General features: G+C 43.2%; 15 protein-coding genes. 7 read left to right on the top strand and 8 right to left on the bottom strand.

Annotated elements, in window-relative coordinates:
- Positions 1 to 3: 3 nt before the first annotated feature.
- Entirely contained in the window at positions 4 to 708 is a 705-nt protein-coding gene (locus tag ACSC9N_RS03745; RefSeq protein ID WP_010327365.1) for a GntR family transcriptional regulator, read from the top strand.
- A gap of 66 nt (positions 709 to 774) precedes the next feature.
- Here the strand turns inward: ACSC9N_RS03745 and lysM are convergent, their stop codons facing one another.
- The 6 genes from lysM to ACSC9N_RS03715 form a co-directional block, all read right to left on the bottom strand.
- On the bottom strand, positions 775 to 1,248 hold the full coding sequence (lysM, locus tag ACSC9N_RS03740; RefSeq protein ID WP_004982938.1) for a peptidoglycan-binding protein LysM: 474 nt from the start codon (positions 1,246 to 1,248) through the stop codon (positions 775 to 777).
- A gap of 245 nt (positions 1,249 to 1,493) precedes the next feature.
- Positions 1,494 to 1,730: an acyl carrier protein gene (gene acpP, locus ACSC9N_RS03735; protein ID WP_004695351.1), complete on the bottom strand. Its 237-nt coding sequence runs from the start codon at positions 1,728 to 1,730 to the stop codon at positions 1,494 to 1,496.
- Between the two features lie 86 nt (positions 1,731 to 1,816).
- A complete protein-coding gene (gene fabG, locus ACSC9N_RS03730) occupies positions 1,817 to 2,551 on the bottom strand; it encodes a 3-oxoacyl-ACP reductase FabG (RefSeq protein ID WP_010327366.1) in 735 nt (244 codons plus the stop codon).
- Entirely contained in the window at positions 2,548 to 3,534 is a 987-nt protein-coding gene (gene fabD / locus ACSC9N_RS03725; protein ID WP_010327367.1) for an ACP S-malonyltransferase, read from the bottom strand. The genes fabG and fabD overlap by 4 nt, the downstream gene beginning before the upstream one ends.
- Before the next feature lie 176 nt (positions 3,535 to 3,710).
- Entirely contained in the window at positions 3,711 to 3,893 is a 183-nt protein-coding gene (rpmF, locus tag ACSC9N_RS03720; RefSeq protein WP_004279227.1) for a 50S ribosomal protein L32, read from the bottom strand.
- A gap of 76 nt (positions 3,894 to 3,969) precedes the next feature.
- Complete coding sequence (locus ACSC9N_RS03715; protein ID WP_004982945.1) at positions 3,970 to 4,527, bottom strand: YceD family protein; 558 nt, start codon at positions 4,525 to 4,527, stop codon at positions 3,970 to 3,972.
- Positions 4,528 to 4,624: 97 nt separating this feature from the next.
- On the opposite strand from ACSC9N_RS03715, the gene ACSC9N_RS03710 reads away from it, so the two are divergent.
- From ACSC9N_RS03710 to rluB, 6 genes are all read left to right on the top strand, one after another.
- Positions 4,625 to 5,287 carry an elongation factor P hydroxylase gene (locus ACSC9N_RS03710; RefSeq protein ID WP_010327368.1) on the top strand — a complete coding sequence of 221 codons (663 nt, stop codon included), beginning with the start codon at positions 4,625 to 4,627 and terminating at the stop codon, positions 5,285 to 5,287.
- Positions 5,288 to 5,372: 85 nt separating this feature from the next.
- Positions 5,373 to 5,990 carry an L-threonylcarbamoyladenylate synthase gene (locus tag ACSC9N_RS03705; RefSeq protein ID WP_004695345.1) on the top strand — a complete coding sequence of 206 codons (618 nt, stop codon included), beginning with the start codon at positions 5,373 to 5,375 and terminating at the stop codon, positions 5,988 to 5,990.
- Between the two features lie 54 nt (positions 5,991 to 6,044).
- Positions 6,045 to 6,311, top strand: a complete 267-nt coding sequence (locus ACSC9N_RS03700; protein WP_010327369.1) for a hypothetical protein — start codon at positions 6,045 to 6,047, stop codon at positions 6,309 to 6,311.
- A 449-nt stretch (positions 6,312 to 6,760) separates the two neighbouring features.
- On the top strand, positions 6,761 to 7,555 hold the full coding sequence (locus ACSC9N_RS03695) for a segregation and condensation protein A (protein ID WP_005400316.1): 795 nt from the start codon (positions 6,761 to 6,763) through the stop codon (positions 7,553 to 7,555).
- Positions 7,555 to 8,142 carry an SMC-Scp complex subunit ScpB gene (gene scpB / locus ACSC9N_RS03690; RefSeq protein WP_010327370.1) on the top strand — a complete coding sequence of 196 codons (588 nt, stop codon included), beginning with the start codon at positions 7,555 to 7,557 and terminating at the stop codon, positions 8,140 to 8,142. The genes ACSC9N_RS03695 and scpB overlap by 1 nt, the downstream gene beginning before the upstream one ends.
- A gap of 41 nt (positions 8,143 to 8,183) precedes the next feature.
- The gene (gene rluB, locus ACSC9N_RS03685; protein WP_010327371.1) at positions 8,184 to 9,290 is read left to right on the top strand and encodes a 23S rRNA pseudouridine(2605) synthase RluB; all 1,107 of its coding nucleotides are present in this window, start codon (positions 8,184 to 8,186) and stop codon (positions 9,288 to 9,290) included.
- 164 nt (positions 9,291 to 9,454) lie between these two features.
- Here rluB and ACSC9N_RS03680 read toward each other — a convergent pair whose 3' ends face one another.
- Positions 9,455 to 11,185, bottom strand: a complete 1,731-nt coding sequence (locus ACSC9N_RS03680; protein ID WP_010327372.1) for an ABC transporter ATP-binding protein — start codon at positions 11,183 to 11,185, stop codon at positions 9,455 to 9,457.
- A gap of 10 nt (positions 11,186 to 11,195) precedes the next feature.
- A complete protein-coding gene (locus ACSC9N_RS03675) occupies positions 11,196 to 12,341 on the bottom strand; it encodes an ABC transporter permease (RefSeq protein WP_010327373.1) in 1,146 nt (381 codons plus the stop codon).
- Between the last annotated feature and the right edge of the window lie 6 nt (positions 12,342 to 12,347).

Genomic DNA, 12,347 nt, shown 5'->3' with positions numbered 1-12,347 from the left:
CGCATGCCGAATATGACACGTGCAGGTTCAAGTTCAGACAATTTGTCTGAACTTGTTTACCAGCAAATAAAAAACGATATTTTTGATTTCAAATTGATGCCTGGTGAACGTTTTACCGAATCCGAAATCGCCTTGAGCTATCAGGTCAGCCGCACGCCTGCACGGCAAGCACTATATCGACTGCAACAAGAAGGCTATGTAGAGGTAGCATTTCGTAGTGGCTGGACTGTCCGTCCGTTGAACTTGCAATACTACGATGAGCTGTATGAGCTACGCATCATGATTGAGCAGTATGCAATTCGAAAGTTATGCAGCAGTGCATCTCAGCCCTCGAAGGAAATGAAACACCTACACAAAATTTGGATGGTTGCACCTGAGCAGTATCTGTCAAGTTTAAAAGCCATGGCGAAAATTGATGAAGATTTTCACTGCGCATTGGTTCGCGCCATTGGCAATCAAGAAATGATCAAAATTCACCAAGAAGTCAGTGAAAAAATTCGCATTATTCGTCGCCTCGATTTTTCAAAAACAGATCGGATTGAAGCCACCTATGCGGAGCATCAAGCCATTTTGAATTATATAGCACAGCAACAGACGGAGCTTGCCGTTGAAAAGATCAGCGCTCACATTCAACAAAGTCGAGATGAGGTAAAAAAAATTACCTTAGGTATGCTCAGTCAGCATGCTGTTGTGAAAGCAAGTCGCTAAGCACTCGATCAACATTCCACTCTCAAATAAAAAAGGCGCTTCATGCGCCTTTTTTAGCCTTTTAATTTAAGCAGGAATACGCAGGACCTGGCCTGGGAAAATATCATCTGCATCTTTCAATAGCGGACGGTTGGCCTCAAAAATTTTATTGTACTGGTTGGCATCACCATAAAATGCTTTGGAAATTTTTGATAGATTATCGCCCGATTTAACTGTGTAGAACTTACTTTCAGGTTCAGGGCTAGCCACAGTGAGTTGATCATCGACTTGTGCCACATGGTCAATATTACCGACGGCTAAAACAATCTTTTCTTTATCGGCTTGAGTCTGAACTTGCCCTTTCACTGTCGCCAAATCCGTGGTGGAGTTATAGCTAACTGAAAGTCCCGTCACAGGTAAGCCCAATGCTTTGATATGACCCAATAACTTGTTGGCAATTTCTTGAGCAGATGGCTCTGCTGGTGTGCTTGGTGCAGCTTGAGGCTCGGCTGCTGCTGTATTTTTCTTACCAATGCCTTTAACAAAATCAAAAAGACCCATGTTTATGCTCCATCTTGTTATATCAGTGTTGTTATATTGAATGCTCAAAAATGAGACACCCTTTTTTATACCCAAAAAAGACAACAGATTTGGTAGCGAATAGTCCTCTTAAGGTAAAGCTTTGTAAGTTACCCCAGTAAATAGCAGATTTTAAAGATGAGTTAGGCGCTTTGCGTTTTTGAAAGGCATAAAAAAGCCACCCAAGTGGGTGGCTTTTCCATTCAGCAAAGCTGAAACAATATGTATTAACCTAGTTTCTTAGAAACGTAGTCAATCGCAGATTGTACAGTTGTGATTTCGTTAGAATCTTCATCTGGGATTGTGATGTCAAAGTCGTTTTCGAAAGACATAACAAGCTCAACAAGGTCTAAAGAGTCAGCACCTAAGTCATCCATGAAAGATGCTTCGTTTTTGATTTCTTCAGCCTTAAGACCAAGTTGTTCTGCAACTGCTTGCTTGATGCGTTGTTCGATATCGCTCACAGGAATTCTCCTCATTGCTTGTGGCGTTTTTAATGCCGTTAGTTTAATTGAATCTTTAAAATTTTGAAAGTTTATCCATCAGCCAATTAGCTCATGTATAGACCACCATTTACATGCATTACCGTACCAGTAATGTAATTTGCTTTGTCTGATGCCAAGAAGCTCACCGCATTTGCAATATCTTGTGGATCACCTAAACGGTTCAAGGCCACTTGATCGCTCATTTTTTTACGGATATCTTCGCTTAATTGCTCAGTCATTTCTGTTGCAATAAAACCAGGCGCCACTGAGTTTACAGTGATTTGACGGCTACCCATTTCTTTTGCAAGGCTACGGCTAAATGCTTCAATACCAGCTTTCGCTGCTGAATAGTTGGCCTGACCTGGGTTAGCAAAATGTGCAACCACAGAACTAATATTAATAATTCGCCCAAAACGCGCTTTGGTCATACCTTTTAAAACGCGTTTCGACAAACGGTAAACTGCTTTTAAATGGATATTTAAAATGTCATCCCAGTCATCTTCTGACATACGTAGTAACAAATTATCTTTGGTAATCCCAGCATTGTTCACCAAAACCAACACAGGGCCATAGTTTTGTTCAATGTCAGTGACAAGCGCATCAATGGCAGCACCATCACGAACATCAAGCACTTTACCTGCACCGTGTTCACCGAAGCTTACAGCAAGTTTTTCTGCACCTGGCTCAGATGTCGCAGTACCCACAACAAAATAACCGTCTTGAATAAGTTGCTGAGCGATGGCAGCACCAATCCCTCGACTTGCACCTGTCACGAGTGCAATTTTGCGTTCCTGTGTCATGCAATTTTTCCTTCAGCCACTAAAATGGCATTTAGTGCATCTTCCAAGCGTGATTTACTATCGAGTGGAAATGCTTTTTCAATATTAGGTAGACGTTTTGCCAAGTTTGCCAAAACATTGCCTGGACCACACTCTGCAACATATTGGATCCCTTGATCCTGAATAAACTGCATTGTTTTGGTCCACTGTACAGACTCATATAACTGAGCTGTAAGTGCTTGGCGGACTTGTGCTACATCTGTAGCAATTTCCGCGCCCACATTTTGTATTACAGGTATGCTAGGCAGCTCAATGGCAGTTTGTTCCAAAGCTTGCGCGAACTGTTCTGCAGCAGGCTTCATCAATGAACAATGCGATGGAACAGAAACTGGTAATGCAATCGCTTTGCCGCTGTTTTCTTTGGCTAAAGCCATGACTGCTTCAACTGCTGCTTTTTCACCAGCAATCACCACTTGACCCTGAGCATTGTAGTTAGCCGCTTCAACTGAACCTTCAGCTTGACTCGAAACTTGTTGGCATAAAGCAACAACTTGCGCATCATCTAAACCTAAGATTGCTGCCATTGCACCCTTACCTTGAGGTACAGCACTTTGCATTAACTTGCCACGCAAGTTTACCAGCTTGACTGCATCGCCTAAGCTTAGACTTCCTGCTGCAACCAACGCACTGTATTCACCAAGTGAGTGTCCCGCCAAATACTTTGGTGCAACACCACCAAGTTCTAACCATACACGCCACAAAGCAATGCTGGCAGTTAACAATACCGGTTGGGTAAATTCAGTTTGGTCTAAACCTTCACCAGATTGTGCAATGTGCCACAAATCGAATCCAACCGCTTTAGAGGCTTCTGCAAATGTTGCTTCAACACTGGCAAATTGTTCTGCCAATTCAGCCAACATGCCAACCTTTTGTGAACCCTGACCGGGAAATACAAAAGCTGTTTTTGTTGCCTGAGCGACTTGATCAAGTTGTTTCGCAGACATAAAAAAGTCCTTTCTTGTCTTTGCTCTCGTTTATGGAGCGAAAATTTAACACTTAATTTAGGTCGATGTAATTGCCAAATACAACAAAAACAGCAGCGATAAAAATTCGACAACAAAAAAAGGGAGCTTTACGCTCCCCTTTTTTCGACTAAGCTTTAAGCTTAATGCTTCGACAATTATTCAGCAGATGCTTTAGCGAATAATTGACGACCACGGTAGATACCATCTTTAGATACGTGGTGACGACGGTGAGTCTCGCCAGTAGCTTGGTCTACAGTTAATGCATTCTCGGTTAAAGCGTCATGTGAACGGCGCATGTCACGGCGAGAGCGACTTTTACGGTTTTGCTGAACGGCCATGATGGCTCCTTACAAATCGAAAAATATGGATCAGAACAAATTCAGTTGTCTTATACGGAAGAGTATAACACAAAAATTAGTTAAGTTTACCCTTCAAACTTGCCAAAACATCAAACGGATTATCCCGCTTTTCTTCAACAAGTTCTTCAACGGCAGGTTGGTGCTTATGTTCACAAGCGTCATGCTTAGCAGACAAAGGCATCAACAATAACAATTCATCTTCTATCAGAGACAGTAAATCAGCCGTCGCAGGCGCATCATAGCTACCTTTCGTCGTTGCTTCACTTTCACCTAAGACGATGAAATCAGCATCCTCATCCAAGCGCTCTATCAGTGACTCATCATCCACTAGAGCTAGATGAAAATCTGAAACGAGTTCAATGTTTACCGTGCCTAAACAGCGCTGGCATTCCATTGGAACGTTCGTTTCAACGTGACCATCTAGCCATACAATACGATGATACGCATCCATTGATAGCTTACAGTCTATGTTAATCAATTGATCATCAATTGATCCAACAGCTTCACGGGCTATACGAGCAAAGCGAGACAATGGCAGTGTTCCTGACCATGTAAAGCCTTGTTCGGCCCATTTAAACGGCTCAATCTGTGCCGGAAAGGTATTTGCTGACATAATTAAGGCGGCAATTCTACAAATTCATCAGTACTCTGTCAAAGATTAAGATACAATTTTGTACTTATTTAGACAGACCATTTGGGTAACTTAAGTCATGCATCTGTTGCAGCCGCAAACAGAAGTGAGTATTTCATCACTTGTGAGCACAATTTCAACTGTCGATTCTGACATTTCAAACCGCCAAGTGCAACTCTCGACGTGGGAGAATTTGTGTACAGAAGCAGAACAAGTTGATTGGCTCATCTTACACTTTAATCGTTGGTTTTCCCACCTGAATGTCAACTTGGTTAAAGGTGACTTTGAACCTGAATATTTTCCCGCGATTGACAGCACCCCTGCACGCATCCAATTTGCCCATGGTTTTTTTAATAGTGCCTTACATGAAATCAGCCATTGGAGCATTGCAGGAGATAAACGCCGTCTACTCCCAGACTTAGGCTACTGGTATGCACCCGATGGTCGTACGGCTGAGCAACAAGCTTTATTTGAACAGGTTGAAATTAAACCACAAGCCATTGAATGGTTATTTGCCACAGCTTTTGGTCGGAAGTTCCGTGTTTCCTTAGACAATCTGACTGGTGAAGGTGGTGACGGCAACCGCTTCAAAGACCATGTTTTCGCTCAAGTTCAGGCTTATTTTTCAGGCCAAGCTCAATTACCACGTGATGCAAAACACTTCATTGACTGTATTTGCCTATGTACTCGTGCTGGCAAAACATTACAGAGCGATGAATTTCAAAGAGAAATGCTCGACTAAATTTAGCACGATTCACATTTTGGCCATTGAACAGCACCGAGATAAAGCGCGATAATGTTGAAAAAACCATCAGGAGATAAAAACGATGCTTCATTTAAGAGTCCATCCTGATAACCCTCAAGCACGCTCAATCAGCCAAGCAGTAGAACGGATTCGCGCAGGCGATGTGGTGGTGTACCCGACCGATGCCGCTTATGCCATTGGCTGCCAGATTGGGAATAAAAATGCCATGGAGCGGATTGCTCAAATTCGCGGCCTTGGGGCCAAACATCAATATGCCATCATTTGCGCGGATCTGTCCGATATTGCCACTTATGCCAAAGTCGACAATGCTATGTATCGTTTACTGAAAAACAATACACCAGCCGTGACCACGTTCATTTTGCCTGCAACCAGTGAAGTGCCTAAACGCTTGATGCATCCGAAGAAAAAAACCATTGGTTTACGTATTCCAAGTAACCCAGTGTGCCAAATGTTACTCAAAGAGTTGGGTGAACCACTACTAACCAGTACCTTAATCCTGCCGAATCAGGAAGAACCACTGGATGATCCCTATGATATAGAAATGCAACTATCAAAACGAATTGATGTGTTTATCGACAGCGGGCTGGGTACCTTGAGCACCACCAGTATTGTCGACTTATCAGGTGATCACCCTGAAGTGATTCGCCGTGGGCTTGGCGATGTCAGCGCATTTGAGTGATGCGCTGCATTTATTCGCTAGGGAAACTGAATCTCACATTCTCAAGAGATCAACATGACCCTGTTTATGGTTTTGCTCAATCTCAACCAATTTCCCGAGCAACATAATTTATATGTGCAGCGTCCTTGGACGCTTGAGTCCGAGACTTTGGTGCAACGCCATAGCTCAATCAACTGCATTATGTGGGAAAAGAATCTGTACAACTATTTCCTACCGATCTCGACCATCCAACAATATTTCAAATACCTCGAACCCAAAAATCTCTGCCTACAAGACAGCTGTCAGCGCATCATTGAATTTGCGCTACAAGCACCTGAGTAAATCTTTTCTTTGGCGTCAACTGACATTAACTTGAGCTTCAGCTACTCTCTTCACTCTTTCAAACCATTTATAAAATTAAAGCGTTGTCCATCACTAATCTAATCTCAATAAATCTGTATCACCCATCTAACTATCTGCAGCAAATCGATTATTTTGCAAACCACAGGACTAGGCCCTAAGTGTGCCAAGTTGTCTCAAACCCACCCCATTTCTGCAAATTTAGCTACGACATCAGTGGATAAAAAGCATCACACAAATAAATACTCTATATTTATTTACAGCTTTTTTTGTTATTTGGTCGGTGAAATCATGTATTCACACCGCAATTTGTTTTACACTAAGCCCTATTAAAATTATGTATTTTTTAAATCACCTCTACTTTTTCTCCTAAGTACTGATTCGAAAAAACATAATCATGCCTTTGAAAATTCGCGTGGCCAATAACTGTAATGAATCAATCCGTCCATAATGCCATGGAAGATCTCCCACAAATCCGTGTTATGGATGAGTGGCATGACTCCATCCCTGAGGATTTATATATTCCTCCCGCTGCATTTGAAATTCTTTTAGAGCATTTTGAAGGACCACTCGACTTTCTGATTTACCTGATTCAAAAAAATGGCTTTGACTTATTACAGTTAGATATTGCCCCGATTGCAGCGCAATACCTGTCTTATATGGATGCCATGAAGTCGCTTAACATTGAGCTGACAGCAGACTATATGGTGATGGCCGCGCTCTTGGCTGATTTAAAGTCACGTTTGCTATTGCCAAAAGCACCCAATGCAATCCAAATTGAAAAAGACCCAAAACAAGAGCTGATTGACCGTTTAGAAACTTACCTACGAATTAAACAAGCGGCTGAACGCTTGGGGCAAATGCCTATATTAGAGCGAGACACCTTCTCAACCAATGTCAGCTTAGGCCAAACTCTAGATAATAATGACGGTCATGATGTGCAACAGCTACGTGATGCACTGTTCTGTGTATTTAACCGACCTGAGCCGATTACCCATCAAATTGCACAAGAACCAGTTTTACTTGAAGAGCGCATGGCTTTTATTGAAAGCAAAGTCGCTTCAGGTGAAGTTTTAGTTTTTGAATCTTTACTGCGTCCCATCCAAGGTCGTATGGGCATGGTCGTGACGTTTATGGCCATTTTAGAGCTAACCCGTCAGCAACGTATTCAAATTGTGAGTTCAGGTGTTGAAGCACCGCTTTCGATACAAGGAGTCAAAAAATAATGTTAGAACAAACCGCTCCTGTAACAAATGAAGATAACTTGCATGAAGTGTTGATGCAGTTAGAAGCGATTATTTTTGCCAGTGATGCGCCTGTTTCACTTGCACGATTGAAAGAATCGTTCCAAAATCAATATAGCAAACAAGATTTACGCCAGTTTTTACAACAACTTGCCATGTTACAACATGGTCGTTCGATTGAACTGATTGAAACTGCTCAAGGTTTTCGTTTTCAAGTTCGAGCAAAATACCGTCAAATCGTTGCACAAACGTGGCCAGAGCGACCAACTCGTCTCTCGCCATCGCTACTCGAAATGTTGGCCGTGGTTGCCTATCATCAACCCGTCACTCGAGCAGATATAGAACAAATTCGAGGAGTCTCAAATAACAGTCAACTGTTACGCACGTTATTTGATTGGAACTGGATTAAAGAATCTGGTTTTCGTGAACTCCCAGGAAGACCTGCGTTGTTAGTTACGACGCCCCAATTTTTAAATGCATTTGGCCTAAATTCTTTAGGTCAGTTGCCTCCCCTGCAGGATGCCAAGGAAGCTTTTATGGCGCTCGATGCGAATGCACCGAAGTCGTAAATAGGTGAACTGTTGATGATAATTTCTAAGGTTATGCTGTCATGAGTGAAAAGTTGCAAAAGGTACTCGCACGAGTTGGTTTGGGTTCTCGCCGTTATATGGAAGAAGTCATTGCCGCTGGTCGTGTGAGTGTCAACGGCCAAGTTGCCCAAGTAGGCGAACGTATTGAACCAGGTGATGAGCTTCGCATCGATGGTCGTAAAGTATCGTTCCAAATTGAAGATGAAATTCGTCGTCGTGTTCTGATTTACTATAAACCAGAGGGCGAAATTTGTTCACGCAATGACCCTGAGTCACGTCCAACGGTATTTGATCAATTACCTGCAATCGCGAATGATCGCTGGGTGATGGTGGGTCGTCTGGATATTAACTCAACAGGTCTACTATTGTTCACAAATGATGGCGAACTCGCGAATCGCTTGATGCACCCATCAAATGAAGTTGAACGTGAGTATGCTGTACGTGTTATGGGTGAAGTGACGCCTCAAATTAAGAACAACATGCTCAAAGGTGTGGTGTTAGATGATGGCCCAGCGAAATTTGAGTCATTCTCTGAAATTGGCGGTGAAGGGATTAACCGTTGGTATCAAGTGGTGGTAAAAGAAGGTCGTAACCGCGAAGTACGTCGTATTTTTGAATCGCAAGGTTTAAAAGTCAGCCGTCTACTCCGCACACGTTATGGCACGGTTATTTTACCACGCGAACTACGTACCGGTCGTTGGATGGAGTTGGACAAAAACGACATCGACAACTTAACCAAAGCGGTTGAGCTAAAGCCGCGCCAAGGCACTGGTTTATACGGCATGGCAAAACGTCGTACTGAACGTATGCAAGAAAAACCAATGGCTGCGCGTCGTGGTGGTTTCTTACGCCAACAGCGCCGTGACAATGAAGATGAAGGCCAACAACAAGCGAAGCCAGCTTTCAATCGTGAACGCCGTGAAAATCCAAATGGACATAGCCAACGTCGTCAGGACAATGCACAAACTGGTTATGGTCAACGTGAACCACGCCAAAACTCAGGCTATGCACAACGTGACAGCCGTCCAGAGAACTTTGGCAACAAAGGCACTTATGGTCAACGCGACACGCGTGATGAAAATGCGCCACGTAAACCTTTTGGAAATAAAGGCTTTAAAAAGTTTTAATTTTTAAAGTCAAAATTTGAGCCACTTTCGAGTGGCTCTTTTTATATGTGTTTACGCTGCAATAATCACTTTCTATTCTGTAACACGAACAAGCTGCAAGCTCCTCATAAAAAACGCCCAACCTATTGAGCGTTTTTATTCTCCCGCCAACAGCCACCACCCATTCATGACACACTTTGTGGAATAGCACTGAGTAAGCGTTTGGTATATTCGTGCTGCGGTGACTGGTACAAATCATCTGAATTGGCTATTTCCACCAAATCACCATGGTTCATCACCATGATTTGATCTGAAATATATTTCACCACTGATAAATCATGTGAAATAAAGATATAACTCAGTCCAAATTCATCCTGTAAATCTTGTAGCAAATTCAGTACTTGGGCTTGTACCGAAACATCCAATGCTGATACCGACTCATCACAAATCAAAACCTCAGGTTTTAAAGTTAGACAGCGGGCAATAGCAATACGTTGACGCTGTCCGCCTGAAAACTCATGTGGATAACGATAAAAAGCCTGTGCAGGTAAGCTCACGCGTTCCAACAAGTCCAAAGCCATCTGTTTGCGTTCAGTATCATCCGCCCCGATACGATGCACTTGCATCGGCTCCATTAAAATCTGCCCTACAGTAAAACGAGGATTGAGTGATGCATAGGGATTTTGGAAAATGATTTGAATCTTGCGTTGATACCGAGCAAACTCTTTTTCTGACATGGCCAAAATATCTTGACCTTCAAACAGCGCTTTTCCTCCTGTCGCCTCCTGTAAACGCATCAGCAATAATCCAATGGTGGTTTTCCCCGAACCAGACTCACCCACCAAGCCCAAAGTCTTGCCTTTTGCCAGTTGGAAACTCACGCCTTTGACCGCTTGAAACTCCTCTTTGCCGAATAATCCTTTACGACTATAAAATGACTTTTTAAGGTCACGTACATCTAAAATGATCTCTTCTTGGCCAGTTAAGCCGCGAGATCTTTGTTGAAGTGACTCGACATCGACAGTATGCGTTTCAATATAGTCATCGCCCTTTTGTTGCATAAAGTCACTGATCATGGGCAAACGCATGGGACGTTTAGATAGTTGCGGACGGCAATGCAACAACGCTTTGGTATAGACATCTTGAGGGCGTTCAAGCACATCTTTAACCCTGCCTTGTTCACGAATTTGACCCTGCCGCATTACGATAACCTGATCGGCAATTTCCCCGACCAAAGCCAAATCATGGGTAATAAACAGCATCGACATTTGATGCTTCTTCCGCAACGACTCCAGCAAATTTAAAATTTGCTTTTGAATGGTGACATCCAGCGCTGTCGTCGGTTCATCGGCAATCAATAGTTTGGGTTTACACGCAATTGCCATGGCAATCATAACACGCTGCTGCTGCCCACCCGACAATTGCCCCGGATATGCATCAATCTTGGTTTCAGGAGATGGAATCCCAACTTCTATCAAGAGTTCCAAAGCACGTACACGCGCCTGCTTACGGCTCATGCCCAAATGTAACTGCAAAATTTCTGCAATTTGTGAACCTACCGTAAACACAGGATTCAGTGATGACATCGGCTCTTGAAAAATCATGGCAATATCTTTGCCGCACTTTTTCCGCATTTCACGGCGCGGTAAGTCGAGTAGGTTTTTCCCCTCAAACAGAATTTTACTGTCCAAAGCAATTTGACTACTTTCAGGAGGCAATAGTCCCATGGTCGCTAGCGATGTGACCGACTTCCCACTGCCTGACTCCCCAACCAAGGCCACAGTTGTATTCACTGGAATACTAAAACTGATGCCTTTGACTGTTTCAATGTACTGCTTTTCTTCATTTTTAAAGCTGACACGCAAGTTTTCCACCTGAAGTAAGGCTGGCGCTGTCATATGATTGAGTTCAGACATTCTCATGCTCCTATTTCAGTTTCGGGTCTAATGCATCTCGCAGTGCATCGGTAAACATTGAAAATGCAGTGACCAGAACAGCCATCGCCACAGATGCAGCCGCTAACTGCCACCACTTGCCTAAAATCAATTCACTTTGCGCCTCATTCAACATGCTGCCCCATGACACCACACCGACAGGGACACCAAAACCTAGGAAGCTCAAAATCACTTCTGACTTAATAAAGGCCACCACTAAAATTGACATTTGAACCAGTGCAATATGACTGACATTGGGAAATATATGCACAAAGATACGTCGGCTATGACTCACTCCAATCGCTTTTGCCGCCAGCACATATTCCCGCGAAGTATGCTTCATATATTCGGCACGAATTAAACGATATACTCCCGTCCACCCCGTTAAACCCAAAATCAAAACAATGGATAAGACGCCTTTTTGTTGTAGTACTGCAGCAATCGCTAAAACCAAGAGCAGATAAGGAATCGAAGTAAAAATGTTATAAAACCAGTTCAAGACATCATCGATCCAGCCACCAAAGTAGCCCGAAATTGCACCTAGAACGGTACCAATCACGACAGCAAGAAAAGCTGCGACTAAGCCCACAATAATTGATGTTTCTGCGCCTTTAATGGTTTTCAGTAAAACACTTTGTCCCCATTTGTCGGCACCTAAAATCAGGCTTTGCTTGAGTTCCGCTTGCTGATCTAGTAAATGACCATCCAGCGCTTGGTCAATCGCTTTCATGTCTTCAGCTAAAGGATCAACAACCCCATAGTAATCAATAGCACCACCTACACCCTGTTCAGCAGCAATTTCTGCGTTGAGCTCACGAATCACATCTTTTAAAGGATCGACAGGGTTTTCAGGCACAGCCGCTTCGACTTTTTGTGTTTCACTTTGCGTAGCAGGTATCGCTGCTGCACCGATAAACGTAGGCGGTGCATAACTCACCGCGACTTCTTTATTCCAGTCTTTTGCAATCAATCCTGTGGATGACAAAATTAACAGCACCAAATAAAACAGTACGATTAGGAGGGAAAACATGGCGATTCGATCGCGCTTTAAACGGCGCATGGCGAGTTGCCATAGCCCTGTAGATGCTGTTGTAGGTTCAGCAGTATCTGGTTTTCTTTTAGTGAGAACACTGAGCATAATTCA

Source organism: Acinetobacter sp. PC34, assembly GCF_051789135.1.
GTDB lineage: Bacteria > Pseudomonadota > Gammaproteobacteria > Pseudomonadales > Moraxellaceae > Acinetobacter > Acinetobacter johnsonii.
Note: the sequence above shows the minus strand (reverse complement) of the source record. Positions and strands in the feature narration are given on the sequence as shown.

What these genes read in the sequence shown, in the direction of transcription:
- ACSC9N_RS03745 (WP_010327365.1), top strand. Translation starts at nt 4, where the DNA reads ATGCCGAATATGACACGTGCAGGTTCAAGTTCAGACAATTTGTCTGAA.
- lysM (WP_004982938.1), bottom strand. Translation starts at nt 1,248, where the DNA reads ATGGGTCTTTTTGATTTTGTTAAAGGCATTGGTAAGAAAAATACAGCA.
- fabG (WP_010327366.1), bottom strand. Translation starts at nt 2,551, where the DNA reads ATGACACAGGAACGCAAAATTGCACTCGTGACAGGTGCAAGTCGAGGG.
- fabD (WP_010327367.1), bottom strand. Translation starts at nt 3,534, where the DNA reads ATGTCTGCGAAACAACTTGATCAAGTCGCTCAGGCAACAAAAACAGCT.
- rpmF (WP_004279227.1), bottom strand. Translation starts at nt 3,893, where the DNA reads ATGGCCGTTCAGCAAAACCGTAAAAGTCGCTCTCGCCGTGACATGCGC.
- ACSC9N_RS03715 (WP_004982945.1), bottom strand. Translation starts at nt 4,527, where the DNA reads ATGTCAGCAAATACCTTTCCGGCACAGATTGAGCCGTTTAAATGGGCC.
- ACSC9N_RS03710 (WP_010327368.1), top strand. Translation starts at nt 4,625, where the DNA reads ATGCATCTGTTGCAGCCGCAAACAGAAGTGAGTATTTCATCACTTGTG.
- ACSC9N_RS03705 (WP_004695345.1), top strand. Translation starts at nt 5,373, where the DNA reads ATGCTTCATTTAAGAGTCCATCCTGATAACCCTCAAGCACGCTCAATC.
- ACSC9N_RS03700 (WP_010327369.1), top strand. Translation starts at nt 6,045, where the DNA reads ATGACCCTGTTTATGGTTTTGCTCAATCTCAACCAATTTCCCGAGCAA.
- ACSC9N_RS03695 (WP_005400316.1), top strand. Translation starts at nt 6,761, where the DNA reads ATGAATCAATCCGTCCATAATGCCATGGAAGATCTCCCACAAATCCGT.
- scpB (WP_010327370.1), top strand. Translation starts at nt 7,555, where the DNA reads ATGTTAGAACAAACCGCTCCTGTAACAAATGAAGATAACTTGCATGAA.
- rluB (WP_010327371.1), top strand. Translation starts at nt 8,184, where the DNA reads ATGAGTGAAAAGTTGCAAAAGGTACTCGCACGAGTTGGTTTGGGTTCT.
- ACSC9N_RS03680 (WP_010327372.1), bottom strand. Translation starts at nt 11,185, where the DNA reads ATGTCTGAACTCAATCATATGACAGCGCCAGCCTTACTTCAGGTGGAA.
- ACSC9N_RS03675 (WP_010327373.1), bottom strand. Translation starts at nt 12,341, where the DNA reads ATGCTCAGTGTTCTCACTAAAAGAAAACCAGATACTGCTGAACCTACA.